This is a genomic window from Mycobacterium sp. 3519A, assembly GCF_900240945.1.
Lineage (GTDB): Bacteria > Actinomycetota > Actinomycetes > Mycobacteriales > Mycobacteriaceae > Mycobacterium.
The window spans coordinates 2,758,614-2,784,121 of record NZ_OESG01000014.1; the positions used below are offsets into that span (position 1 = coordinate 2,758,614).

Sequence of the window (25,508 nt, forward strand, 5' to 3'; positions counted from 1 at the left end):
CCACGGTGAGTGCCCTGGCAAGGAACCGTTGCGGTGACGCGATGAACCCCCGCCCCCGCGGCTGCGGGGCGGGGGCTCACCGAGGGAACTAGACGCCCGGGTTGGTGCCGCGAGCGGTCGTGGTGCCCGTGCCGACCCGACGGTCGACGTCGTTGCGGCGCTTCAATCCGAGTAGGCCAAGCAGGCCGAGCAGCCCCGCGAGGCCCCACAGGCCGTTGTCGCCGCTGTCGTCGTCGGCGTCCTGGGCGGCAAGGGTGCTGGTCGACGTGACCGCGGGGCCGGTCTGCAGCGCCGGGGTCGGTGTGGCGTTCGCCACTGGCGCACCTGCCAGCGACACGGCGCCGACAGCGATGAGCGTTGCTAATAGGTTTCGCATTCGATCTCCTTGATCTGGGGGCGCGAATGCCCCGAAGACGCGAGCCAACGGGCTGTAGCTCGCCTATCTGCGGCAAAGAGAAGGGTCCCCCCATGCCGGGCTCCGAAATACCCGACGACGATCCAGGTAAACTTCTTTGAACTGCTAACGACTCGGCTTCGCTGACGGCACCGGTCGGCCCTCACGGGGAACAAATAATCGGGAAGCGGCGCTAACCACTTCCGTGGCAACATCGAGCGACGTGAACGTGACCAGCACAGAGTCGCCTCCGAGCCGCATCCGGATGATCGCGGTGCTCGGCGCGTTGGTCGCGCTTGGTCCGTTGACCATCGACATGTATTTGCCCGCGCTGCCGAAGATTGCCGATGACCTGTCGGTGTCCGAGTCGGTCGCGCAGCTCACGTTGACCGGGCCGCTCGCGGGTTTGGCGCTCGGCCAGCTCATCGTCGGTCCGCTGTCGGACTCACTCGGCCGTCGCAAGCCGATGATGGCGGGCATCGTGCTGCACATGCTCGCGTCGTTGCTGTGTCTGTTCGCGCCGGACGTCGTCCTCCTCGGCGTGGCGCGGGGACTGCAGGGTGTCGGTGCCGCCGCGGCCATGGTGGTGGCCATCGCGGTGGTCGGCGACCTGTACGCCGATTCGGTCGCGGCGACGGTGATGTCGCGGCTGATGCTGGTGCTCGGCGTCGCCCCGGTGATCGCGCCGTCGTTGGGCGCTGCGGTGCTGTTGACGGCGTCATGGCACTGGGTCTTCGCGGTGCTGGTCGTGCTTGCGGGCGGCCTGCTGCTGCTGGCGGCGCTGTCGCTGCCGGAAACGCTGCCGGTCTCGCACCGGCGCCCGCTGAAGGTCCGCGGCATCGCGGCGACGTACGTCGAACTGCTGCGCGACGCCCGGTTCATCATCCTGGTGTTGGTCGCCGCGCTCGGGATGTCCGGACTGTTCGCCTACATCGCGGGCGCACCGTTCGTGCTGCAGACCCATTACGGCCTCGACCAGCAGGCGTTCGCGTTGGTGTTCGGCGCGGGCGCGGTCGCGCTGATCGGCGCGACGCAGTTCAACGTTGTGCTGCTGCGGCGGTTCGCGCCGCAGACCATCGCGTTGTGGGCCCTGACCGCGGCGGTGGTGGCCGGCGTGGTCCTCGTCGGGCTCTCCTACGGACACATCGGCGGCCTTGTCGGTTTCGTGGTGCCGGTGTGGGCGGTGCTGGCCGCGATGGGCCTGGTGCTCCCGAACGCGCCCGCGGTGGCGTTGTCGCGACACCCGGATGCGGCGGGCACCGCGGCGGCCTTGCTTGGTGCGGCCCAGTTCGGTGTCGGCGCCGCGGTGGCGCCCTTGGTGGGCGTGCTCGGCAACAACGAGATCGCGTTAGCCTTGGTGATGACGGCCGGCATGGTGATCGCATTGCTGGCCCTAGTGGCGGTCGGCGTGCCGGCCACCGAAGCCAAGGACGACGTCAGCGGCGACGCCGTCGCCGAAGCAGCCTGACCTCGTACTGGTCCACCCCGGGGTTGTCGGGGCATAACCCGGTACGTACCGTCGGCTGAATCGTTCTTTATCTGGTCGACCCGAGATGTACCCAACGCTGACTAACCGGCAAGACGACCGCGCTCGAGGGGGAGTGCGGTTACCAGCCGACGGCGGAGAAACCGCGGTGGAGAATCCGTGGAACGCGTTGTGGGCCATGCTGGTCGGGTTCTTCATGATCCTGGTCGACGCGACCATCGTCGCGGTCGCCAACCCGTCCATCATGGACAAGCTCGGCGCCAGCTACGACTCGGTCATCTGGGTCACCAGCGCCTACCTGCTCGCGTACGCGGTGCCGTTGTTGGTCGCCGGCCGCCTCGGCGACCGGTTCGGGCCGAAGAACCTGTACCTGATCGGCCTCGCGGTGTTCACCGCCGCGTCGCTGTGGTGCGGACTTGCGGGCAGCCTCGGCATGTTGGTCGCGGCCCGCGTGTTGCAGGGCATCGGGGCGGCGTTGTTGACGCCGCAGACGTTGTCGACGATCACCCGGATCTTCCCCGCCGAGCGCCGCGGTGTGGCGATGAGCGTGTGGGGGGCGACCGCCGGGGTGGCAACGCTGGTCGGCCCGCTGGCGGGCGGGGTGCTGGTCGACTATCTCGGCTGGCAGTGGATCTTCTTCGTCAATGTGCCGATCGGGGTCATCGGGTTGGCGTTGGCTGTCTGGCTGATCCCCGCGCTTCCTACTTCGACGCGCAAATTCGATCTGCTCGGCGTCGTGCTCTCCGGCATCGGCATGTTCCTGATCGTCTTCGCGCTACAGGAGGGCCAGGCGCACGACTGGGCGCCATGGATCTGGGGCACCATCGCCGGCGGCATCGGCTTCATGGCCGCGTTCGTGATCTGGCAGTACGTCAACACCAGCGAACCGCTGATCCCGCTGATCATCTTCCGCGACAGGGACTTCTCGCTGTCCAACGTCGGGGTCGCGACCATCGGCTTCGTCATGACGGGCACGTTCCTGCCGTTGATGTTCTACGCCCAGGCGGTGTGCGATCTCTCGCCGACGCGGTCGGCGTTGCTCACCGCGCCGATGGCGGTCACGACGGGTGTGCTCGCGCCGTTCGTCGGCAGGATCGTCGACCGATCACATCCCCGACCGGTGATCGGCTTCGGGTTCTCCGTGCTGGCGATCGCGATGACGTGGCTGTCGGTCGAGATGGCGCCGAGCACGCCGATCTGGCGGTTGGTGCTGCCGATCACCGCGATGGGCGTCGGTTCGGCGTTCATCTGGGCGCCGCTGGCGGCGACGGCCACCCGCAATCTGCCGCCCAAGTTGGCAGGTGCCGGTTCCGGTGTCTACAACGCCACCCGCCAGGTGGGTTCGGTGTTGGGCAGCGCGGGCATGGCGGCGTTCATGACGTCGCGGATCAACGCCGAGATGCCGCCGCTGCCGGGTCAGGCGATGCGGGCTGACGGTTCGGCGATCGCGCTGCCGACATGGCTGAACGAACCGTTCGCCGCGGCGATGTCGCAATCGATGCTGTTGCCCGCGTTCTTCGCGTTGGTCGGCGTGGTCGCGGCGGTGTTCATGCTCGGCTTCGGTGATCCGGAACGGCTGGCCGACGACGACGATCTCGACCGCGACGCCGGCTACGCCGTCGAGTACGGCGGCGACGAGGCGTTCCTCGACGACGACGAATACCTGGAGTACGAAGTGCGCTGGGACGACGCCGCCGAGCCCACGCATGCCGAACCGGCCGTGCACGTCGAGGACCCCGCCACCGAACCTCTTCGGTTGCATGCCGAGCCCGCCGCCGAACCGCCGCCGGTCGCGGAACCGCCGCGCGAAGACTGGCGCGAGATGGTCGACCAGTGGCTCTCCGACCTGCCGCCCGTCAAGCCGAAAGCAGAGCCGATCGGGTTCGCGCACAACGGCTTTCACGTCGACGACGAACAGCGGTTCCAGCCGCTGCCGCCGCCCGCGCCGGATCCGCCGCGGCATCACCGTTCGGAGAGTCAGCCGCAGAAGCGGCCGTTCTGGTTCGAGTCCAACGGCAAGCATTCCCGCGACGACCCCGACGACGCACCCCGCTACGGCAGGCACTCGGCGCCCGGCCGGGACTAGTTTTCTCCCGTTCGCGCCGTCTGGTTGAACAGCACCGCGGGGTTGAGGTAGCCGGTCGGGTCGAACGCGGCCTTGACGGCGCGCATCGCCGCGATATCGGCCTGCGTGCGTGACATCGACACGTAGTCGCGCTTGCGGGTGCCGACACCGTGTTCGGAGCTGACATTGCCGCCGTGGTCGGCGATCAACTGCATCATCGGCGCGTAGAGCCCACGCTCGGCGTCGGGACCGCAACGCACCACGTTCAGGTGCAGATTGCCCTCACCGATGTGGCCGAACAGCACCGGGATCGCATCGGGTGCATGCGCGCCGACCAGCTCGGCGGACGCCGCGGCGAAGCCCGCGATCGCCGACAATGGAAGGGACACATCGAATTTCAGCGGTGGCCCGTACACACCGAGAACCTCGGCAACCGATTCGCGGACCTGCCACAGCCGTTGCTGCGCGGCGACGTCGACGCCGACCGCGGGCTCATCCGACATCCGGGCGTCGTCCAGCGCATCGGCCAGCCGCTCGGTTTGGTCTGTGTCACCGGCCAATTCGATGAGCAGTTGCCACGCACCGTCGACGGGTGCGGCCACACCGACGTGTTCGGCGGTCAACGCGCTGGCGCGGGCGTCGATTAGCTCAAGGGCCGCGATGCCGTCCATATCGCGGAACCGCCGCCCGGTCTCGACCAGCGCGTAGAGATCGTCGAACCCGCAGATCGCGGTCACGCGCTGCGACGGCGTCGGATGCAGCCGCAGATCGAGCGCGGCGATCACGCCGAGTGTGCCCTCCGCGCCGACGAACAGCGACGCCAGGTCGTAGCCGGTGTTGTCGCTGCGAACTCGACTGTGCCGGTGCACCACTGAGCCGTCGGGCAACGCCACGTCCATGCCGAGCACCTGTTCGCCCATGTTGCCGTAGCGCACCGTGCGCAGCCCGCCCGCGTTGGTGGACGCCATGCCACCGACGGTCGCCGAATCCCGCGCGGCCAGGTCGACACCGAACACCAGGCCCGCCGCCGAGGCCGCGCGCTGCACCTCGGCCAGCGTCACGCCCGCACCCACATGCACCCGACGTTCGACGGTGTCGACGTGGTCGATGTCGCGCAGTCGCTCCGTCGACAGCAGCACGTCGTCGTGCTCGGGCACCGTGCCCGCCACCAATGACGTCCTGCCGCCCTGCACGGTGACGTATGCGCCCGCGTCGCGACAGGCACGCAGCACCGCCGCCACCTCGTCGGCCGAACCCGGCCGCACCAACGCGCTGGCCCTTCCTCGGTAGCGGCCGGTGTGGTCGACGCTGCGGCCGTCGAGCACGTCGGGATCGGTGATGACGTGCGCGGCGCCGACGATCCCAGCCAGCGTGTCGGTCAGGCTCACCCAGTGGGTCTATCACAGGCCTCGATTGTCGGCTTCGCTGGCGCCCGACTGCGCCGGATCCTCCGGCTGCGCCGGGCAGGCTCAGCCTCCGTCGGCGAGTGCCAGGAACGCTCCCAGCTCAACCAGGCGGTCCGGCGTGGCAGGCAGGTAGTCGGTCAGCAGCGCTGACCGCACGATGATCGCGGTGTACTTCGCCCTGCTGACCGCGACGTTGAGCCGATTCCTGTTGAACAGGAACGAAACCCCTCGCGGGGCGTCGTCCGCCGACGACGCCGCCATCGAGACGAACACCACCGGCGCTTGTCTGCCCTGGAACTTGTCGACGGTGCCCACCTCGACCTTGGCGAACCCGGCGGCGTCGAGTCTGCGTCGCAGGGTGACCACCTGGGCGTTGTACGGCGTCACCACCAGCACGTCTTCGGCCGCGAGTGGCTTGGTGCCGTGTTCGTCGGTCCACGGTCTGCCCACCAGGCCGCGGATCTCCGCGACGATCGCGTCGGCTTCCTCCGGGCTGTCGGTGGAGTTGCCGTTGTGCTCGACGGTCAGCACCCGCACACCGGGCGCCACGCCATCGAGGTGACGCGCGGCGCTGACCTCCTCGCGCGAGCGCAACCGGCCGTCGTAGGACAGCCGCGAAACCGGTTCGCACACCGCAGGATGCATCCGATAGGAGTAGTCGAGGAAGTAGCCGCGCTCGGCGGGCAGCGTGTGGTGGCCCTCCACCAGCCAGCCGAGCGCCGACTCGTTCACCGGTTCGGGATGCGTGCCCTGGCTGACCTGTGGCAACTGCTGCGGATCGCCGAGCAGCATCAGGTTTCTGGCCGACGGCGCCACCGCGATGGTATTGGCCAGGCTGTACTGGCCCGCCTCCTCGACGACCAGTAGGTCGAGGGCTTGCCGCGGAATCTTGTTGGCATTGGCGAAGTCCCAGCCCGTCCCGCCGACGACGCAACCGTCGTGCGCGGCGATGAAACCGGCGAACTCGGGGTTGGTCAGGTCGGTCCAGCCCAAGTTGACCGTGTTGAGCTTCTTGCCGATCCGCTCACCGTCGACACCGGCCTTGAGCACGTCGCAGAACAGGTTCTCGACCACCGCATGCGACTGGGCGACGACGCCAACCCGCCACTGATGGTCGTTGACGAGTCGCGCGATCACCGCGGCGGAGGTGAACGTCTTGCCGGTACCCGGCGGGCCGTGCACCGCAAGGTACGACGAGTCGAGGTCGAGCAACGCGGCGGTGATGTCGTCGGCGATGACGCCGCTGCGGGGGAGAGGTCCGCCGCTGCGGGTGCGCGGATTGCGCCGCAGCAGAACGTCTGTCACGGCGTCGACGGGCAGATTGGGAAGTCCGGCGGCGACCAGGGCTGCGGTCTCGGCGATGGATTCCTGCAGCGGTTTGGTGCTGATCGGCGGTCCCGGGGTCAGCGCGAACGGCAACTGGTCGAAGACGTCACCGTCCTTGGGTTGTTTCTCGACGACGACGGCCTGGGTGGGCGCCTCGGGGTTGTCGCACTCGACGACCGTCACCGTGCCGAAGCCGCGCCGGTCGGGATCGTCGGCGAGGCCGACGGGGGCGGGCGGGTCGTAGAGCGCGTACATCTCTTTGCTCAGTTCGCCGTTGGCAATGCTGCCGATCAGGCGGACATGGCGTTGGGGCTTACGCGCTTTCGGCGGTTGGTGCCAGTCGTTGACGATCTCGCCGTGGTCCGCGATGAACACGTCGCTGTTGTCGGCCCATTCGTCGACCGGGTTGTTGACGCGGTCGAAATGGGCCCACCAGTACGGCTTGTCCTCACGCTTGTGGAAGCCTCGCGCAGCGGCGACCATTGCCACCGCTTGCTGCTCGGCGGTGCGTTCCTCGACGCCGTCGCCTGCGAACTTTCCCAGCCTGCGGTCGATGTCGTCGGCGACTTCGATTGCGCCGCCATCGGTTACGGGCTGTGGGCCGCGCGGCGGCACGCCTGCCTCGATGGCGCGGGCCATCATCCAGTCGCGCAGGCGCCGGGTCGATCGGCAGTCGTAGACGTTGTAGTCCTCGATCTCCTTCAACACCGCCGCCGCCTCGTCAGGCCGGCCTTCGTCGCGCAACGCGCAGTAGCGCGCGTACTGCGTGATCGAGTCGGCGGCGGTCGTCACCTCACCGCTGCGAAGCTCGTTGCCCATGTACAGCGGTTCGAGCGATTTGATGCTGTAGTTCTCGGTGCCGACGCGAATGCTCTTGCGCACCAACGGGTACAGGTCGACCAGGATGCCGTTGCGCAACAGATCGTCGACGTCGTTCTCGCCGACGCCGTAGCGGCCCGCCAGCCGCAGCAGCGTGCTCTTCTCGTACGCCGCGTAATGGTAGACGTGCATGCCGGGGTATCGGCGCAACCGCTTGCGCACCATCGCGAGGAAATCGACGAGGGCCTGACGCTCGCTGGCCCGGTCGTGCGCCCAGAACGGGTGAAACTCGTCGGTGGCGGCCGGCGAGCCGGCCGGTCCAGCTACGGTCAGCACGCCCCACAGGTATTCGAGCCCCCACTCGCGGCCGTCGACGGTCCACAGCGGATCGCCTTCGAAGTCGAAGAACAGGTCGCCCTTGTTCGCGTCGGGCAGCACCATCAACGGTTGGGCGTCGACCACCTGGTAGGGCGGCTTGCCGTCGACGCGGGCGGCGATCTGGAGTCTGGCCTGCGCGGCCAGCGCCTTGACGGTGCGCGACGGCAGCTCCTCGACCGCGCCGGTGTGCTCGGCCAGCTGATGCAGGGTGGTGATGCCTGCGTCGATGAGCCGGGCGCGCTGGCTCACCCGCATGCCAGCGACCAGCAGCAGATCGTCGGTTTCGCGGACCTTGATCTCGCACTCGGGGCAGCGGAAGCAGGCGCGGACGCCGTCGTCGGCCCAGTCGACGGCCTTGCCGCCGGCCACGTGGTCGTCGAGCAGGCGCTGCAGGGCCGCGCGCCGGGGCAGGTACACCGGCAGCAGTTCGTCGACCCGGTAGGTCGCCGTGACGCCGTCACCGAGCACCAGTTCGACCTCGTCGGCGACGGGCACACCGGCCGCGGCGAGCGTGTCGGCGTAGGCCGCCAACTGCAGCAGGGCCTCGACCTTGACCGAGCGGGCCAGCTTGGTGTCGCGCAGCCGGTACCGCTCGCCGTCCAACACCAGGAAGTCGGCGAACCCGGCGAACCGGCCGTCGAACATGGCGGCCTGATAGATCAGCGGTGCGCGGCGTTCGACGGCGCGCATGGTCTGGTCCGCGGCGGCGGTCAGTCCGTCGACGGTGTAGGGCGGGCGGCCGATGACCGCGACGGTGTCGTCGCCGCGCAGTTGGTCGAGGTGGCGCTGCTCGTGCTCGTCGCCGAGTTTGGCTGTCCGCGCGAGCAGTTCGTCCTCGACGGCGACCGCGGGACCCCAGCCGAGATGCGCGTCGAACGAACGCAGCAGCGCGTACTCGCAGCGCGCGGCGGCGGCGAGATCGGATGCGCTGTAGACGACGCGGTCGTCGGTGACGAACACGCCGCCAGCCTATGTGAGCCAACCGACACCTCCACTTAGGCGCGAACGTGGGTTACCCGCACACAAAACAGCGCCGTGGCGTGATGCAAGCCCACACTCGTCCATCCACAGACGCGAGATCGTCCACACGGTGGGCCGATCGCGGGTGCGACGACGGGATCGTGTGGAACCCCGGGCCGACGGTGGTCGCATGGATGCAGAAATGATGCCGTTCGTCGGCACTGAAGCGTTGGCGGCCGGCCTGGTGACGAGGCGGAGTTTGGTCAGCCAGCACGACATGATCTATCGAAATGTCTACCAGCGCAAAGGTGTGCCGCTCACGCCGGAGAGACGAGCTGTGGCGGCCTGGCTGTGGTCGAGACGAAACGCCACGATCGCCGGCCTGTCCGCCGCGGCGTTGCTCGGTTCCAAGTCGGTTGACCCCGAGCTGCCGGCCGAGCTGACCCGTTGCGAAGCCTGCGCGGTCGACGGGATCGTCATCCATCGAGAGCGACTCCGCGACGACGAGACTTGCCTCGTGAGAGGAATGCCGGTCACCACACCCGCGCGGACAGCGTTCGATCTCGGTCGGCGAGATCGCCTCGAGACAGCGATCATCCGGGTGGATGCGCTAGCGAACGCGACAGGTCTCAAACCGGAGGATGTCGAGCGCGTCGCCGCAGATCACCGCGGCGCACGCGGCATCGTCCAGCTGCGGCGAGTCATGGATCTGATGGACGGCGGCGCCGAGTCGCCGCAAGAGACCCGGACCCGGCTCTTGCTGATCGCCGCCGGATTTCCCAAACCGCAGACGCAGATTGTTGTCGTCGACGAGTTCGGCGAATTCGTGGCACGCGTCGACATGGGGTGGAAGGAATACAAGCTGGGCGTCGAATACGACGGTCCTCAACACTGGGACGACCCCGACCAGCATGCCCGTGACATCGACCGGCTTGCCCGACTGGCCGCCGAGGGCTGGCTGATCGTCCGGTTGAGTCGCGATCACCTGCGTTACCGGCCGCACGTTTTCCTCGCGCGGGTACGTGATGCGGCGCGCGCGGCGGGTTGGCCCGATTGGGAGAAGGTCCGAGTGGACGCACGCATTTCATGGCTCGATTCGCGCCCGAGCCGCCGAGTGTGGGCTTGATACACGTGTAGACGCGGAGAAGCGTGCGGGTAACCCACGTTCGGCGCCAAGCCAGAAGCTAGCCGGGCGTGTTGCCGATCAACTCGACCCCGTTGCCGTTCCACCGGAACTTGACCACGCTGTCGAGGCCGGCGATGCCGCCGGAGAACTTCAACGCGATGGTGTCGCCGGTGGTCGCCGACTCGTCGATGCCGTTGAACCCGTAGGTGTCGGGCACGCCGGTCGGGATGAACTTGCCGAGATGGAACAGCACCGCGCGGGTGTTCGGATTGTCGGAGTTGGTGTTGGCCTTCACGATGACCGCCGACAACTGCGCGCATTCGTTGTAATTGCCTGCCAGCGGTTCCGGATTCCAGGCCTGATTGCTACGGGGGTCGCGGGGCAATTCCGAAACGGCCTTCGCGATCTCGGGTGCGGCGTTGTTGACCGCGCACGGGTCGGCGGCGGTGACGTCGGGCGCGACGACGGGTGGGGGCGGCGGCAACGCCGACGGCGCAGGCCGCGCGGTTTCGCGGGCGGGCGAGGTGGCCGTCGGCTCCGGCGTCTTGGACACCGTCGAGTCGCTCGAACCGCATCCGGCGACCACAACCGTCGCCGCCACAATGAGTACGGCCCTTCTCACAGAGGGGCAACCTACCGCGAACCCGTCCGCCCGTCGGACAGGCGCGGCCGGAAACCGCCGCGGCAACCACTAGACTTCCTGCGAGATGACGTCGCATGAGCCGGATCAGACCGGCACCGCTCTGAACTTTGCTGACCTGCAAATACACCCGTCGGTGTTGCAGGCCGTTGCCGACGTCGGATACGAGACGCCATCGGCCATCCAGGCGGCGACCATACCCGCGATGATGGAGGGCTCCGACGTCGTCGGCCTCGCCCAGACCGGCACCGGCAAGACGGCCGCGTTCGCCATCCCGATCCTGTCCAAGATCGACCCGTCGAGCAGAACCACCCAAGCCCTCGTCCTGGCGCCCACCCGCGAACTGGCGCTGCAGGTCGCGGAGGCGTTCAGCCGCTACGGCGCGCACCTCAACGTCAACGTGCTGCCGGTGTACGGCGGCTCGTCCTACGGCCCGCAACTGGCAGGCCTCAAGCGCGGCGCCCAGGTGGTGGTCGGCACACCGGGCCGTGTCATCGACCATCTGGAGAAGGGCACCCTCGACGTCAGCCACCTCGACTACATGGTGCTCGACGAGGCCGACGAGATGCTTCAGATGGGCTTCGCCGAGGACGTCGAGCGCATCCTGGCCGACACCCCCGAGTACAAGCAGGTCGCGCTGTTCTCGGCGACCATGCCGCCCGCGATCCGCAAGATCACCAGCAAGTACCTGCACGACCCCGTCGAGGTGACGGTCAAAGCGAAAACGCAAACCGCCGAGAACATCTCGCAGCGCTACCTCCAGGTGGCAGGCCCGCGGAAGATGGACGCGCTGACGCGACTGCTCGAGGTGGAACCGTTCGAGGCGATGATCGTGTTCGTCCGCACCAAGCAGGCCACCGAGGAGGTCGCCGAACGGCTCAAGGCCAGGGGCTTCGCCGCGGCCGCGATCAACGGCGATATCCCGCAGGCGGTGCGCGAGCGAACGATCAACGCGCTCAAGGACGGTTCGATCGACATCCTGATCGCCACCGACGTGGCGGCCCGCGGCCTGGATGTCGAGCGCATCTCACACGTGCTGAACTACGACATCCCGCACGACCCCGAGTCCTACGTGCACCGCATCGGGCGCACCGGGCGGGCAGGCCGGTCAGGCACCGCGCTGTTGTTCGTGACGCCGCGCGAACGTCATCTGCTGAACTCGATCGAGCGGGTCACCCGGCAGAAGCTCGTCGAATCCGAACTGCCGTCGGTCGACGACGTCAACGCCCAGCGAGTGGAGAAGTTCCGCGATTCGATCACCGAGGCGCTCAATGCACCGGGAATCGACCTGTTCCGCAAGCTGATCGAGGGTTACGAACGCGACCACGACGTCCCGATGGCCGATATCGCCGCCGCGCTCGCGCTGCAGAGCCGCGACGGCGAAGAGTTCCTGATGACCGAACCACCTCCGGAGAAGCGCAGGGAACGACAAGACCGGCCGAAGCGCGAGGACGGTCCCCGCAAGCCGCGCGAGCGGCGCAGCGACCTCGCCACCTACCGCATCTCAGTCGGCAAGCGGCACAAGGTGATGCCCGGCGCCATCGTCGGTGCCATCGCCAACGAAGGTGGATTGCATCGCAGCGACTTCGGCCACATCACCATCCGGTTGGACCATTCGCTGGTGGAACTGCCTGCGAAGCTGCCCAAGCAGACGTTGAAAGCCCTTGAAAAGACTCGCATTCAGGGGAATCTGATCAATTTGCAGCCCGACCGGGCACCGAAGCGGGCATCAGGTAAGCCGAAGCGGAAACACGAATGACCGCGCCGGAAGGCGTGAAAGATCCGGTCGCACAGGGCGGCCTGGAATCGGTCGGCAAGGCTGAGCGCGTCGCGTCGCTGACGGGCATCCGCGCGGTGGCCGCGCTTCTGGTGATGGCGACACACGCCGCCTACACCACCGGCAAGTACACCCATGGGTACGTCGGGCTGGTGTACTCGCGCATGGAGATCGGGGTGCCGATCTTCTTTGTGCTGTCGGGTTTCCTGCTGTTCAGCCCGTGGGTGAAAGCCGCAGCGGCAGGCGCTGATTCGCCGTCGGTGCGCCGCTACGCCTGGCACCGGGTGCGACGCATCATGCCCGCCTACGTCGTCACCGTGCTGATCGCGTACCTGGTTTATCACTGGCGCACAGCGGGACCCAACCCCGGCCACACGGTGGTGGGGTTGATCCGCAACCTGACACTGACCCAGATCTACACCGACAACTATCTGTATTCCTATCTGCACCAAGGCCTTACCCAGATGTGGAGCCTCGCGGTCGAGGTTGCGTTCTACGTCGCGTTGCCGTTCCTGGCGTACCTGCTGCTGGTCGTGCTGTGTCGCGGGCGGTGGCGGCCCGCGCTGCTGTTGACCGGTCTCGCGGCGTTGGCGTTGATCACTCCGGCCTGGCTGATCCTGGTGCACACCACCGACTTTCTGCCCGACGGCGCCCGACTGTGGCTGCCGACGTATCTGCTGTGGTTCCTCGGCGGTATGACGTTGGCGGTGCTGCAACCGATGGGGGTGCGCGCCTACGCGTTCGCGTGCGTCCCGCTGGCCGTGATCTGCTACTTCATCGCCTCGACCCCAATTGCAGGCGAACCCACCACCTCACCGCACGAACTGCGTGAGGCGTTGCTCAAGGCGGCGTTCTACGCGGTGATCGCCACGCTGGTGGTCGCGCCGCTGGCGCTGGCCGACCGCGGCCTGTACGCGAAGTTCCTCGCCAGCAGGCCGATGGTGTTCCTCGGCGAGATCTCCTACGAGATCTTCCTGATCCACCTGGTGACGATGGAGTTGGTGATGGTGGAGATCCTGCGCTGGCGCATCTACACCGGCAACGTGGCGATCCTGTTTCTGGTCACCTTCGTCGCGACGGTGCCGGTGGCGTGGGTACTGCACCGGTGCACCCGCGTGCGCACCCCTTAGCTCACAACTTAGGTTATGGTGCCCTAAGTAAGCGACACGAGGGGCGACGCATGTCCGATACACCATCGCGCGGCTTCCAGGGCGCCGTGCTCAAGCTGCTGCGGGCGGGCGACTACCGGCTCACGGTCACCGGCAGGCGCGAGATCACCCCGCATTACCTGCGGCTGAGCTTCGATGCGGGTGGCATGCTGGCCGACCGGCCGCTGCATCCGACGATGTGGATCCGGATGTGGTTCGCCGACGGCGACAAGCTGCATCAGCGCGGCTACACGCTGGTCGACCCGGATCCGGGCGCCGACACCGTCGACATCGAGTTCGCGTTGCACGACGGGATCGCCTCGCACTGGGCCCAGCATGCGCAACCGGGCGACACCATCGACGTGACCGTGCTGGGCAGCAATTTCACACTGCCCGAACCGGCGCCCAACGGCTACGTCATCGTCGGCGACACGGCATCGCTGCCCGCGATCAACTCCCTGCTGACGGCCGTCGGCGACAGCCCGGCGCGGGTGTACCTGGAGGCCGGTCACGACGCCGACAAGCAGTTGCCGGTGGCGCGCAGTACCGGGGTGGTGTGGGTGGACCGCAAGAACGGCGGCGAGGCGCTTGTCGAGGCGGTCCGCTCAGGCGCGTTCGACGCCGCCGACCACTTCGGTTGGGTCGCCTGCGACAACCGCACCACCCGCGCGGTGGCCAAAATCTTCCGCGACGACTACAAGCTCCCGCGCAAGTCGATCAAGGCGCAAGCCTATTGGGTGGCTTGACTTTTCGGGACCACCATCGGCACGACGAACTCCTCGAGCATCGCCCGCTCGTCGGCCTCGTCGTGGCCGGGGAACAGGAACAGCGACGTCATCACCCGCACCAACCAGCGGGCCCGCTGCGCGACGACGTCGGGCTCGTCAGGTCCCAGCGAGATCACGAAGGCCTCGGTGAGCGCCCTGATCACCTCCGACTGCTCGGCCATCTCCGCGCCGATCGGCCGCTGCGTCGTCGCGAACCACGAAGCCAGCGCGGGGCTTTCACGCACATTGCGGATCGAGGCGATCATTCCCTCGATCAGCCGTTCGCGGGGATCGGTCACCGAGTTGATCTGCTCGGTCATCTCGCGATACAGCCGGTACGCCTCACGGTGCACGTAGGCGGTATACAAGGCGTCGCGGTTCTCGAAATAGCGGTACAGCGTGGCGCGCGAACACCCAGCGGCCGAGGCGATTTCGTGCATGCCGACGGTCGCCGCCTCCTGCTGGGCGAACAGTTCGCCTGCCGCGTCGAGGATTCGGTCGGCCGCCACCTCGGTGCGCCGCGCTGCCAGCCAGTCCCCCGCCATCAGGACGTCACCGTGATCGGCACCGATAGCGGCCTGCGGACGTAACTGCCGCCGGCCCAAACGATTCCGTCTTCGTCGACCTCGAAGTCCGGGCAGCGCGCCAGCAGTTCGGTCAACGCGACGCGCGATTGCATGCGGGCTGCGGCGGCGCCGAGGCAGAAATGCGCGCCGTGGCTGAACGTCATGATGTTTCGCGGCCGTCGCTGCACGTCGAGTTCAGCTGCGTCGTCGCCGTATTCGCGCTCGTCGCGGTTGGCGGAGCCGTAGAGCAGCAGCACCTTGCGGTCGGCAGGAATGGTGGTGTCGCCGATGGTGACGTCGCGAGTGGTGGTGCGGGCCAGCCCCTGTACGGGTGAGGTCAGCCGCAGGAACTCGTCGATCGCCTCACCGATCAGATCTGGGTGCTCGACGAGCAGCCGTCGCTGATCAGGTCGCTGATGGAGCAATTGCGCTGTCCCGCCGAGCATTCCGGTGGTGGTGTCGTTACCGCCGGTCACCATCGTGAAGGTGAACGCCAGGATCGACAGCACGCCCGCGATGTCGCCGTCAGCTCCCACTCCCGCCGCCACCAGATGCGAGACGGTGTCGTCGCCTGGATCGGAGCGGCGGCGTTCGATGAGCGCGGTGAAGTAGGCCATCATCTCGCCGAGCGCGTCGCCGAGGCCGCCAAGCGCGCCCGCCACACCGCCTGATGTGGTGTTGGCCGCCACGATCGCTTCGGTCCAGCCGTCGAACTGATCGCGGTCCGCATCGGGGACGCCGAGATAATGCGCGACGACCATCGACGGCAGCGGTTTGAACAACTCGGCGACGATGTCACCGCCGCCGTTGGCGCGCAACGCCTCGATGCGCTCGACGACGAACTCGCGCACCTTGGGTTCGACCGCCTCCACCTGCCTCGGCGTGAATCCGCGCGACACCAGCTTGCGGAACTCGGTGTGCACCGGCGGGTCCTGCATCACGAACGGCGGGTTGTCCTGAAGGCCGATCAGTTCCAGCTCGCCGTAGTTGACGGTCAGCCCCTGCGCTGAGGAGAACGTCTGGTTGTCGCGGGCGGCCCGCCATGCGTCAGCGTGCCGGGACAGCACGTAATAGTCGTGATCGGGATTGGCCTCCGGCACGACGCGGTGCACAGGGTCGTGGTCGCGCAGCGCCTTGTACATCGGCCACGGGTTCGGCCAGGTATCGGCGTCGGCGAGCCGGAACTGGACCGGCGACCCCTGAGACAGAGTGGCTGTCATGTCTCATTGGTACGACACGCCACTAGAACGTGTCAATAGCCCCTTTGCGACGAGTTAGATGGCGGCGCCCGGGTTGAGGATGCCGTCGGGGTCCAGCGCCCGCTTGATCCGCTGGTTGAGCTCCATCGCCTCGGGGCCGAGCTGCCCGGCCAGCCAGGGCCGCTTCAACCGGCCGACACCGTGTTCGCCGGTGATCGTGCCGCCCAATCCGACCGCCAGATCCATGATTTCGCCGAACGCCTTCTGCGCGCGTTCGGCCATCGCCTCGTCGGCGGGGTCGAACACGATCAACGGATGGGTGTTGCCGTCGCCGGCATGCGCGATGACCGAGATCATCAGGTCGTGGTTGGCCGCGATCTTGCCGACCCCGGCGACCAGATCGGCCAGCGCGGGAAGCGGCACGCCGACGTCCTCGAGCAGCAGCGACCCCTTCATCTCGACAGCGGGTATGGCGAACCGCCGCGCGGCCACGAACGCCTCACCCTCCTCGGGATCCGACGTCGAAAACACTTCTTTCGCACCGTGTTCGGTGAACACCGTCGACATGAACTCGGCGTCCTCGACACCGGACGGTCCGCGGTCGTCGGTGGCGGCCACCATCATCGCGGCGGCGTTGCGGTCCAACCCCATCCGCAGTTTGTCCTCGACCGCATTGATGGCCGCCGCGTCCATGAACTCCAGCATCGACGGCCGGATCTTCCCGGTGATGGTGACGACGGCGTTGGCAGCGGCTTCTACTGAGTCGAACGTCGCGACCACCGTGCAGGCGACATGTTGCGGCGGCAGCAGTCGCAGCGTCACCTCGGTGATGATGCCCAGGGTGCCCTCGCTGCCGACGAACAGCTTGGTCAGCGACAGCCCGGCGACGTCCTTCAAGCGCGGGCCGCCGAGACGCACGGCGGTGCCGTCGGCCAGCACCACCTGCAGGCCGAGCACGTAATCGGTGGTGACGCCGTACTTCACGCAGCACAACCCGCCCGCGTTGGTGGCGATGTTGCCGCCGATGCTGCAGATCTCGAACGACGACGGGTCCGGCGGATACCACAGCCCGTATTCGGCGACGGTCTTCTTCACCTCGGCGTTCAACAGTCCCGGCTGTGCGACGGCAGTGCGCGTGACCGGGTCGACGGTGATATCGCGCATCTTCTCGGTGCTCAACACGATGCCGCCAGTCACCGCGGTCGCCCCGCCGGACAGCCCGGTGCCCGCGCCGCGCGGCACCACCGCGACCTTGTTGGCCGTCGCCCACCGCATCACGGTCTGCACCTCTTCGGTGCGATGCGGTCGCACGACGGCCATCGCTGTGCCCGCATTCGGGTCGAGCGCGCGGTCCTGCCGATAGGACGCCACGATGTCGGGATCGGTGACGACGACGCCGTCGGGCAATTCAGCGATCAGGCTGGCGAGTGCAGAATCCACGCATCCGATCCTACGAGTCGCAGCTGTGTAGACCGAGAAGCGCTTATCCTGAGCGAACGGGGAGGTCGGGGGATGACCGCAGCGACGGCGTGCAGCGCATGCGGTACCGACCTGCTCAAAAACGCCCGGTTCTGCCACGCGTGCGGGTCGTCGATCACGACACCTGACGCGGGTGCCGAGTACAAACAGGTGACCGTCCTGTTCGCCGACGTCGTTCAATCGATGGACCTCGCGGCGGCCGTGGGCCCAGAACGGCTCCGGGAGATCGTCGGCGAGTTGGCTCGGCGGGCAACCGCGGTCGTGCAACGCTACGGCGGCACGGTCGACAAGTTCACCGGCGACGGCGTGATGGCGTTGTTCGGTGCTCCGAGAGCGCTCGAGGATCACGCCATCCGGGCCTGCTTGGCGGCGCTGGACATTCAGCGCGACGCGCGGGTCTTGGCGGCCGAGGTCGAGCACCGCGACGGCGTCGAGTTGCGACTGCGGGTCGGCCTGAATTCAGGCGAGGTGATCGCCGGTGAAATAGATTCGGGCACAGCGACATACACCGTCATCGGCGAGCAGGTCGGCATGGCGCAACGGATGGAATCGGTGGCGCCGGCGGGTGGCGTGATGCTGAGCGACTCGACCGCCCGGCTCGTCGAAGACGTCGCCACGCTGGGCGAACCAGAAACGATGGACATCAAGGGATTCCATGGTTCCGTCGTCGCTCGCTGCCTACTCGGCGTCGCAGCACATCGACACACGAGTCGAGTCGAACCGACCTTCGTTGGCCGCGAATGGGAACTGAATGCCCTCGGCGGAATTCTGGACCAGGCGGTCAAGGGGAAGGGAAGCGTGGTCGGCGTCGTCGGGCCCGCAGGCATCGGCAAAAGTCGCATCGTCGGCGAAGCGGTAGCGCTGGCGACCCGTCGAGGGATGGACAGCTTCACCGCCTACTGCGAATCGCATACCAGCGAGGTGCCGTTCCACGCGGCGACGGAAGTGCTGCGTGCCGTCATCGCGCTCAACGACCTAGACAGCGCGGCGGCGCGGGGGCAGGTGCGCGCGCGGTTGTCAGACGCCGACCCTGACGATCTGCTCCTGCTCGATGACCTGTTGGGAATCGCCGATCCCGATGCCACTGCGCCGCAGATAGATCCCGACGCACGCCGTCGCCGCCTCACGGCCATGGTCAACGCCGCGGCGTTGGCCCGTGTCACACCGGCAGTCCTGGTGATCGAGGACGTGCACTGGATCGACGAGATCAGCGAGTCGATGATCGCCGGATTTCTCGCAGTGGTTCCCAGAAGTCACTGGCTGGTGGTGATCACCTACCGACCTGAATACGACGGGGCGCTCTCCCGCACCACACGATCGCAGACCTTGGCTCTTGAACCGCTCGACGACTCGCAGATATCGGCGCTGAGTTCAGAGTTGCTTGGCGACCACCCCTCCGTCGGCGCGCTTGCGGCAACGATTTCCAAACGCGCGGCTGGCAATCCGTTCTTCGCCGAGGAGATCGTGCGTGACTTGGTCGAGCGTGGCGTGCTGACGGGCGCCCGGGGTGCCTACGTGTGTGAGGATCCCGCCACTGAAGTCAGCGTGCCCGGAACGCTGCAGGCGACCATTGCCGCGCGCATCGATCGGCTCAGCCTGATGGCCAAGCGGACACTCAGCGCAGCGGCGGTCATCGGGTCTCGATTCGGCGTCGAGTTGCTCACGGCCCTGCAGCAGGTCGATCCGTCGCTCGATGAGCTACTCGCGGCGGAACTGGTCGATCAAGTGACGTTCACGACGCGGCCGGAGTACGCCTTCCGGCATCCGCTGATCCGCGCCGTGGCTTACGAGTCACAGCTGAAATCCGATCGCGCCCAGTTGCATCGGCGACTGGCCGGCATGATCGGCTCGGACGACCAGAACGCGGCGCTGATCGCCGAACACCTCGAGGCGGCGGGCGATCTGGTCGACGCGTATCAGTACCACATGCGAGCGGGTACGTGGCTGGCCAATCGCGACTATCCAGCGGCCAGGGCGGCCTGGCAGCGAGCACGGCAGGTGGCCGACCGGTTGCCCGCCGATCACCCGAACCGGATGGCGATGCGGATCGGCCCCCGCACTCTGTTGTGCGGCAGCGCGTACCGCACCGCCGCGGGCATCGCCGACGTTGGCTTCGACGAGTTGCGCGATCTCTGCACCGCTGCGGGTGACAAGTCGGCGCTGGCCGTTGGCATGGCGGGCCTGGTGTCGGTCTACGTGTTACGCAACCGAATCCGTGAGGCCTCGCAGCTGGCATCCGAGTACATGGGCCTCGTCGAATCGCTGGATGATCCCGTGCTCACCGTTGGACTGTCCTTCTCGGGCATCATCGCCAAGATCCAGCGGGGCGAAATGGGTGATGTGCTCCGGTGGTCGCAACGAGTGATCGACCTCGCCGCGGGCGATCCGGAGATGGGCAATCTCTTCGTCGCATCGCCACTTTCCGCGGCACTCGCCTTTCGTGGCACCGCTTGCTTTTCGTTGGGCCAGCCGGGGTGGCGGGAGGACTTCGAACGCGCGGTGAGGATGGCCCGGTCGACGGACCTGAGCGCCCAAGCGGTCGTTTTCGCCTTCAGCTACGGCCTCGCGATTCCGCGCGGTGTGCTGCTGGCCGACGTCAAGGCGGTGCAGGAAATCGAGGAGGCGTTACAGATCGCTGAGCGAGCCAGCGACGAGGTCACATTCGTGCTACTGCGCTTCGCGCTGTGTGTTGCATTGATGCACCGCGACGGAGCCGACGACCGCCAGCGCGGCGTGGACATGCTGATCGAACTCCGCAGGGACTGTGTATCCCACTCCTACGCAATCAATCTGATTCCGGGTATCGACGCGCTACTCGGGCGCGAAATGGCACTTCGGGGGGATGTCGGCGCTGGGGTGGCGCAACTGCGGGCGGTCACAAATGACGTGTACACCGCCGAGTACTTCTGGCCGTTTGTGCTCACGACAGCTTTGCTGGTGGAGACGCTACTGGAGCGGGGCACCAATGATGACCTGGTTGAGGCAGAGGCCGCGATCGCTCGGATGGCGGCGCTGCCCAGCCATATCGATCCGGTAGGACGCGAGATCTCGTTGTTGCGGTTGCGTGCCCTCGTTGCTCGTGCCCGAGGCGACGAATCGACCTACCGCGAGCACCGCGACCGTTACCTCGCCATGTCGACATCGCTTGGCTTCGAGGGCCACATCGCCATGGCCACGCAAATGGCGTGACTACCGGTCGGGGAACACCATCTTGACGAGCTCGTCGCGGGTCGCCGCGCCGGTTTTCATCATCGCCCGGTAGATGTGGCCTTCCACGGTGCGCGCAGAGACGCACAACCGCTCGGCCACCTCCTTCGTCGAATATCCGGAGCCGAGCAGTCGCACGATCTCCCGTTCACGTCCCGTCAGCGGCAGCGGCTCGCTGACCTCACGCAGTGCCGGCGTACTGATGCCGCCGCACCGCCGTGCCAATGCCTCGGCCCGCGCCGAACAGCCAAGTGCCGATCCGCGCAGTTCGCCTTGGCGGAAGGCGATGCAGGCGTGCGCGGCGGCGTCCACCGCCGCGACGAGGTCGCCGGCTTTCTCGAATTCCTCTGAGATAACCGATAATTCGGCGGCATCAGCCGTTGCCAGCGCCGATGCGAACCGGGCGGCCAGCGGGGCCCGCGGCCCTTCGACCATCGAGGCCAGCTCGGCCAGTCGGCTGGCGGCTGACGCGTCGCCGAACTGCACCGCGGTCTGCAGGCACATCACTTCGGCACCGAATTGGTCCTTCGCCTTCGCCTTTTCCGCGGCCGACAGCACGGTGGTGACCGCCTCGGTCAGCGCGCCCTGGCCCGCCGCCAGCCATGCCCGCGCCAGGCTCTGCTCGTAGTCCAGCTTGCGGAACGGGCGACGAATCTTGGCGAGCGAATCCAGCACAGCGGCCGCCTGATCGGTGGCCCCACGCATGGCCAGTGCGGTCGCATAGGGGACGTGGTAGCGGTACCCCCAACCCATCTCGTTCCCGGATGCGGACAGCGCAGGCGCCGCGGTCCCCAACAAGGTGCACGCCTCGTCCAATTGGCCCGCGAACAGTGCGGCGCGACCGGCGATCGCCGTGCCCACGAGTTGCGCCGCACCCGGCAGCTCGGCGCCCTGCTCGCGGACCCGTTGCGCCACCGCAAGTCCCTGCGTGAACTCGCCGGTCAACAGCAGAGCGCTCACGTGCGCGTCGGCGATGTTGAACCGCATCTGCGGCGAGTCGAAAAAGCGTGCGGCCAAGGCGTAGCCGGTGTCCGCGACGGCCGCCGCTTCGGCAGCCTTTCCGGTGTCGGCAAGCACCACCGCGAGCGCCCACGCCGTCTCGGCGCCCGCGACCGCCGGGAGGTTCTCCAGCAGAAGGTTTTTCGACGCTGCGATCGCTTCCTGTGGTTGATCGAGAGCAAACCAGTACACGGTGAGGAAGGCGTCGATCCACAGCCGAGGGCACGCACCGTGCGCGGCGTCGTCGATGATCTGTTTCGCGCGCGTGGCATCGCCGACCGCCCACAGCATGTTCAGGGCGCGCATGTAGGCGAGTCGACCGCGGTCGTCGTCAGTCAGCTCCAACCCAGTCAACTCCGCCAACACGGCCTCGGCCTCAGCGCCGGCCGGGAACCACGACAACGCATGCGCGCGAAGGAAATACGCCCGCGGAGAGCCGCCGGCGCGGATCGCAGCCTTGGCCAACCGGTCGGCCAACCGAAGATCCCCAACCCAGACCGCGCCGCCAGCCGCCTTCAGCAACAGCTCGGTGTCGGGCGTCAGATCGGAGTCGAGAATCAGCGAGGCCCGGCGCACGACCATGCTCATCTCGTCGCTGCCCGGTGTCGCCGCCAGTTCCGCCGCGACCCGTCCGCGCAGTCGTCGCAACCTGGTCTCCGGTGAGCGGGCCCGTCGCACCTCACCGTAGAGCGGGTGAGCCAGCCGCACCTCCAGCTCGTCGTCGAGTTCGTCGACCGTGATCAGGCCGCGAACGTGTGCCTCCTCGATCGCATCGGGATCCGCGATCCGCCGCAGCGTCGACATCCCCAGCGGTTCTCCGACCGCCAGCGCGTCGACGACCTCACCGACGGTGTGCGACAGCCCGCTGAAGCGGGACTCGATCAACTCGACGAGGCCCCTTGGCATACAGGGCTCGCCGATCCACTGCCAGAAGCCGCTCTGCTGCGTGATCCGGCCGTCGGCGATCTCCTGCTCGACGATGTTGCGCAAATACAGCGCATTGCCGCGGGTCAGCTTCCACAGCCTGGTCGCCGCGTCGGGATCTACCGGTCCGCCGAGCGCTTCGGCCAGCAATTGGTTGATGTCGTCAGCCGAAAGGGGCTGCAAGTCCAGGCGGTCGAACTGGCCGCCCCGCCATATCTCGTAGATCTCGGTGGGGACGCGTTCACCCTCCCGGACCGTGAGCACCACCTTGGCGGCGTCGCGCTGCACGATCTGTTGCAGGACGAAGGTCGACAGTTCGTCGAGCAAATGGACGTCGTCGACGCCCAGGACGACCTTGGTGCCCGCCGGCGCGGCCGTCACCGAGTCGATGACGCTGCGCACCAGTTGGAGCCGGTCGTTGGAGGCCGAACCGGTCCACGGCGCGAACGCACCGAGCGGCAGTTTGCGCGCCGACATCGTGCCGACCGCCCAGCGTGGCTCAAACCCCTGCGCCGCGATCGACGCCAGCCCCTCGCGCACGATGCGGCTTTTGCCCACACCTGCGGGCCCGCTGACCAAAATGCCCGCCAGGCCTGGATCCGTCACGGCCGCCACGATGGTCTGCATCTCCTCGGAGCGGCCGATCAATGGCCACTTCAACCGCACATCAAGAGCCTAAAACGCCGACCGAGCCCCGCACCGCAAACACGACGATCCGATCTACTCCGGTTGCCGGTCCAGCTCCCGCAACGCAGGCATGACGATCGCGGCCAGCCCGAGCACCAGCATCGGCAGCGACAACGCCAGGAACGTGGCATGCAGGCCTGCCGCGTCGGCCAGCGGACCTGCGACGATCAGGCCCAACGGCCCCGCGGCGTAGGCCAGCGAGCCCATCACGCCGACCACCCGGCCCCGCAGATGCTGGGGTGCGCGGGTCTGCATGACGTAGTTGTAGATCGGCGCGATCGGCCCGTACACCAACCCGACCACCGCACACAGCACCAGGATCACCGGCAGCGGCGGCAGGAACGCGATGATCGTCATCGCCACGCCCAGCGTCAGGACCGCGGTCAACATCACGGTCCGCCTGCGCGAGTACTTCGACAGCACCGCATAGCCCAGCGCGCCGACCAGACCGCCGATGCTCAACGCCATCAGCACCCACCCCAGTTGCGCCGGTTCGTTGCGATCGGTGAAGTACTTCGGGAAGAGAACCGACTCCATCGGCATGTACAGCCCGGTGGCGGTCAGGTCGACGATGGCCAGCGTGCGCAGCACCTTGTTGTGCCACACGAACTTCAAACCCTCGACGATGCCTGCCCACACCCCTTCCGGCAGCGCCGCACGGTCCGGCTTGCCTGCGCCCTCCAACCGCAGGCCGGCGATCGCCGCGATCGACAGCACGAACGCCGCCGCGGTGACCCACATGGTGTTGACGCCGCCCAGTGTGGCGATCAGCAGGCCGCCGATACCGGGCCCGACGATGTAGGCCAGGTTGAAGATCGCTTCGTAGACGCTGTTGGCGTGGTCCAACGTCCACCCGGCGCGGGCGGACGCCTCGGGCAGCATCGTCTCGCGCGCCGTCATCCCGGCCGGGTCGAATAGTGCGCCGAGCGCCGCCAGCGTGGCCAGCACCCCGACGTTGATCACATTCGCCCCGAACGTCAGCGCCAGCACCGGCACCGCCGCGACCGACATCGCCGAGAGGGCATCGGAGATCATCGACACCCGCCTGCGGCCGAGATAGTCGACGGCGGCACCGGCGATCAGCGTCGCGGCCAGCAGCGGCAGCGTGCCCGCCATCGCCACGATCGATGCGCTCAGCGCGGAACCGTTGCGCTGCAACACAAGCCAGGGGAACGCCACGATCGAGATACCGTTTCCGGCGCCGGCCATCAGCGCGGCGAACAGAATGACGAACAGGGGGCCGCGCTTGCCGGTCATCATGGGTTATCGCCGCGAATCTAACAGCGACCCAGCCCGCCCCGCGTCGATTCCGGTCTGCGTGCACAGTGGTGGGGTGAAACTGGCCCATCCGCGTACCGGCGCGCTGTTCGATTCGCCTGTCCCTCCCGGCGCTGGCTGGCCCGGTGATCCCGCCACCGCCCGCACCGCAGTGGCGCGCACGCAGGCGCAGGTCGTGTCGATGGCGGCCGCGGTCAGGACCGTCGATGAGCTGGACGCGGAGATCTCGGTGTGCCGCGCCTGCCCGCGCCTGGTCGAGTGGCGCGAAGAGGTGGCCGTCGTCAAGCGCAAGTCGTTCGCCGACCAGCCGTACTGGGGTCGCCCGATTCCGGGTTGGGGGTCGTCGCGGCCACGCATATTGATCACCGGCCTGGCGCCTGCCGCGCACGGCGGCAACCGCACCGGCAGGGTGTTCACCGGTGACAGGTCGGGTGACTTCCTGTTCGCGGCACTGCATCGGGCAGGTCTGGCGAATCAGGCCGAAAGCGTCGATGCTGCAGATGGGTTGATGCTCAACGACACTCGGGTGGCTGCTGCGGTGCGATGCGCCCCGCCGGGCAATGCGCCGACGCCTGCCGAACGCGTGACGTGCGCACCCTGGCTGGACGCCGAGTGGCGGTTGATCGGCTCCGAGGTGCGGGTGATCATCGCGCTCGGCGGTTTCGGTTGGCGGGCCGCGCTGCAGATGGTGGGCGGCGCGCCGACACCGGCGCCGAAGTTCGGGCACGGCGCGACGGCCACGCTCGGTGAGGTGACGCTGATCGGCTGCTACCACCCGAGTCAGCAGAACACGTTCACCGGCAGGCTGACCCCGCAGATGCTCGACGACATCTTCGCGCTGGCCCGGGAACGAGCAGCGCAACGGAGGCGTTGAGAT

General features: G+C 67.6%; 17 protein-coding genes. 8 read left to right on the forward strand and 9 right to left on the reverse strand.

The window, feature by feature from the left end; genetic code table 11:
• Positions 1 to 88 precede the first annotated feature (88 nt).
• Positions 89 to 376, reverse strand: coding sequence for a WGxxGxxG family protein (locus tag C1A30_RS34570; RefSeq protein ID WP_101952659.1), 288 nt, complete (start codon positions 374 to 376; stop codon positions 89 to 91).
• Positions 377 to 659: 283 nt separating this feature from the next.
• Here C1A30_RS34570 and C1A30_RS34575 point away from each other — a divergent pair, with 283 nt between their 5' ends.
• Entirely contained in the window at positions 660 to 1,862 is a 1,203-nt protein-coding gene (locus C1A30_RS34575; RefSeq protein WP_101953103.1) for a multidrug effflux MFS transporter, read from the forward strand.
• Positions 1,863 to 2,058: 196 nt separating this feature from the next.
• The gene (locus C1A30_RS34580; RefSeq protein WP_235010425.1) at positions 2,059 to 3,966 is read left to right on the forward strand and encodes an MFS transporter; all 1,908 of its coding nucleotides are present in this window, start codon (positions 2,059 to 2,061) and stop codon (positions 3,964 to 3,966) included.
• Here C1A30_RS34580 and C1A30_RS34585 read toward each other — a convergent pair.
• Both C1A30_RS34585 and C1A30_RS34590 read right to left on the reverse strand, forming a co-directional pair.
• Positions 3,963 to 5,327 carry an FAD-binding oxidoreductase gene (locus C1A30_RS34585; RefSeq protein ID WP_200828593.1) on the reverse strand — a complete coding sequence of 455 codons (1,365 nt, stop codon included), beginning with the start codon at positions 5,325 to 5,327 and terminating at the stop codon, positions 3,963 to 3,965. The two genes, C1A30_RS34580 and C1A30_RS34585, sit on opposite strands and share 4 nt — an antisense overlap.
• An 87-nt stretch (positions 5,328 to 5,414) precedes the next feature.
• Complete coding sequence (locus C1A30_RS34590) at positions 5,415 to 8,834, reverse strand: TM0106 family RecB-like putative nuclease (protein ID WP_101952662.1); 3,420 nt, start codon at positions 8,832 to 8,834, stop codon at positions 5,415 to 5,417.
• Between the two features lie 202 nt (positions 8,835 to 9,036).
• Here C1A30_RS34590 and C1A30_RS34595 point away from each other — a divergent pair, with 202 nt between their 5' ends.
• A complete protein-coding gene (locus C1A30_RS34595) occupies positions 9,037 to 9,960 on the forward strand; it encodes an endonuclease domain-containing protein (protein ID WP_369974200.1) in 924 nt (307 codons plus the stop codon).
• A gap of 58 nt (positions 9,961 to 10,018) precedes the next feature.
• Here C1A30_RS34595 and C1A30_RS34600 read toward each other — a convergent pair whose 3' ends face one another.
• The gene (locus tag C1A30_RS34600) at positions 10,019 to 10,582 is read right to left on the reverse strand and encodes an LppP/LprE family lipoprotein (protein WP_101952664.1); all 564 of its coding nucleotides are present in this window, start codon (positions 10,580 to 10,582) and stop codon (positions 10,019 to 10,021) included.
• 85 nt (positions 10,583 to 10,667) lie between these two features.
• Between C1A30_RS34600 and C1A30_RS34605 the strand changes: the two genes are divergently transcribed.
• Genes C1A30_RS34605 through C1A30_RS34615 form a run of 3 tightly spaced genes read left to right on the forward strand, consistent with a single transcriptional unit; the run spans position 10,668 to position 14,271 of the window.
• A complete protein-coding gene (locus C1A30_RS34605) occupies positions 10,668 to 12,359 on the forward strand; it encodes a DEAD/DEAH box helicase (RefSeq protein ID WP_101952665.1) in 1,692 nt (563 codons plus the stop codon).
• Positions 12,356 to 13,507: an acyltransferase gene (locus C1A30_RS34610; protein WP_101952666.1), complete on the forward strand. Its 1,152-nt coding sequence runs from the start codon at positions 12,356 to 12,358 to the stop codon at positions 13,505 to 13,507. The genes C1A30_RS34605 and C1A30_RS34610 overlap by 4 nt, the downstream gene beginning before the upstream one ends.
• Positions 13,508 to 13,557: 50 nt before the next feature.
• Complete coding sequence (locus C1A30_RS34615; RefSeq protein WP_101952667.1) at positions 13,558 to 14,271, forward strand: siderophore-interacting protein; 714 nt, start codon at positions 13,558 to 13,560, stop codon at positions 14,269 to 14,271.
• Here the strand turns inward: C1A30_RS34615 and C1A30_RS34620 are convergent.
• The 3 genes from C1A30_RS34620 to C1A30_RS34630 are packed head-to-tail and all read right to left on the reverse strand — an operon-like array spanning position 14,256 to position 17,497.
• The gene (locus tag C1A30_RS34620) at positions 14,256 to 14,837 is read right to left on the reverse strand and encodes a TetR/AcrR family transcriptional regulator (protein ID WP_101952668.1); all 582 of its coding nucleotides are present in this window, start codon (positions 14,835 to 14,837) and stop codon (positions 14,256 to 14,258) included. The genes C1A30_RS34615 and C1A30_RS34620 overlap by 16 nt on opposite strands.
• The gene (locus tag C1A30_RS34625; RefSeq protein WP_101952669.1) at positions 14,837 to 16,078 is read right to left on the reverse strand and encodes a cytochrome P450; all 1,242 of its coding nucleotides are present in this window, start codon (positions 16,076 to 16,078) and stop codon (positions 14,837 to 14,839) included. The genes C1A30_RS34620 and C1A30_RS34625 overlap by 1 nt, the downstream gene beginning before the upstream one ends.
• Positions 16,079 to 16,132: 54 nt before the next feature.
• The gene (locus tag C1A30_RS34630; RefSeq protein WP_200828508.1) at positions 16,133 to 17,497 is read right to left on the reverse strand and encodes an FAD-binding oxidoreductase; all 1,365 of its coding nucleotides are present in this window, start codon (positions 17,495 to 17,497) and stop codon (positions 16,133 to 16,135) included.
• A 72-nt stretch (positions 17,498 to 17,569) separates the two neighbouring features.
• Between C1A30_RS34630 and C1A30_RS34635 the strand changes: the two genes are divergently transcribed.
• Positions 17,570 to 20,725, forward strand: coding sequence for an adenylate/guanylate cyclase domain-containing protein (locus tag C1A30_RS34635; RefSeq protein ID WP_101952670.1), 3,156 nt, complete (start codon positions 17,570 to 17,572; stop codon positions 20,723 to 20,725).
• On the opposite strand, the gene C1A30_RS34640 is transcribed toward C1A30_RS34635, so the two are convergent.
• Positions 20,726 to 23,332 carry a LuxR C-terminal-related transcriptional regulator gene (locus C1A30_RS34640; protein ID WP_369974201.1) on the reverse strand — a complete coding sequence of 869 codons (2,607 nt, stop codon included), beginning with the start codon at positions 23,330 to 23,332 and terminating at the stop codon, positions 20,726 to 20,728.
• A 54-nt stretch (positions 23,333 to 23,386) separates the two neighbouring features.
• On the reverse strand, positions 23,387 to 24,613 hold the full coding sequence (locus C1A30_RS34645) for an MFS transporter (RefSeq protein ID WP_101952671.1): 1,227 nt from the start codon (positions 24,611 to 24,613) through the stop codon (positions 23,387 to 23,389).
• 73 nt (positions 24,614 to 24,686) lie between these two features.
• On the opposite strand from C1A30_RS34645, the gene C1A30_RS34650 reads away from it, so the two are divergent.
• Positions 24,687 to 25,505: a uracil-DNA glycosylase gene (locus tag C1A30_RS34650; protein WP_304442206.1), complete on the forward strand. Its 819-nt coding sequence runs from the start codon at positions 24,687 to 24,689 to the stop codon at positions 25,503 to 25,505.
• The last annotated feature ends 3 nt before the right edge of the window (positions 25,506 to 25,508 follow it).

What these genes read in the sequence shown, in the direction of transcription:
- C1A30_RS34605 (WP_101952665.1), top strand. Translation starts at nt 10,668, where the DNA reads ATGACGTCGCATGAGCCGGATCAGACCGGCACCGCTCTGAACTTTGCT.
- C1A30_RS34580 (WP_235010425.1), top strand. Translation starts at nt 2,059, where the DNA reads ATGCTGGTCGGGTTCTTCATGATCCTGGTCGACGCGACCATCGTCGCG.
- C1A30_RS34645 (WP_101952671.1), bottom strand. Translation starts at nt 24,613, where the DNA reads ATGATGACCGGCAAGCGCGGCCCCCTGTTCGTCATTCTGTTCGCCGCG.
- C1A30_RS34575 (WP_101953103.1), top strand. Translation starts at nt 660, where the DNA reads ATGATCGCGGTGCTCGGCGCGTTGGTCGCGCTTGGTCCGTTGACCATC.
- C1A30_RS34615 (WP_101952667.1), top strand. Translation starts at nt 13,558, where the DNA reads ATGTCCGATACACCATCGCGCGGCTTCCAGGGCGCCGTGCTCAAGCTG.
- C1A30_RS34570 (WP_101952659.1), bottom strand. Translation starts at nt 376, where the DNA reads ATGCGAAACCTATTAGCAACGCTCATCGCTGTCGGCGCCGTGTCGCTG.
- C1A30_RS34620 (WP_101952668.1), bottom strand. Translation starts at nt 14,837, where the DNA reads ATGGCGGGGGACTGGCTGGCAGCGCGGCGCACCGAGGTGGCGGCCGAC.
- C1A30_RS34625 (WP_101952669.1), bottom strand. Translation starts at nt 16,078, where the DNA reads ATGACAGCCACTCTGTCTCAGGGGTCGCCGGTCCAGTTCCGGCTCGCC.
- C1A30_RS34610 (WP_101952666.1), top strand. Translation starts at nt 12,356, where the DNA reads ATGACCGCGCCGGAAGGCGTGAAAGATCCGGTCGCACAGGGCGGCCTG.
- C1A30_RS34595 (WP_369974200.1), top strand. Translation starts at nt 9,037, where the DNA reads ATGATGCCGTTCGTCGGCACTGAAGCGTTGGCGGCCGGCCTGGTGACG.
- C1A30_RS34635 (WP_101952670.1), top strand. Translation starts at nt 17,570, where the DNA reads ATGACCGCAGCGACGGCGTGCAGCGCATGCGGTACCGACCTGCTCAAA.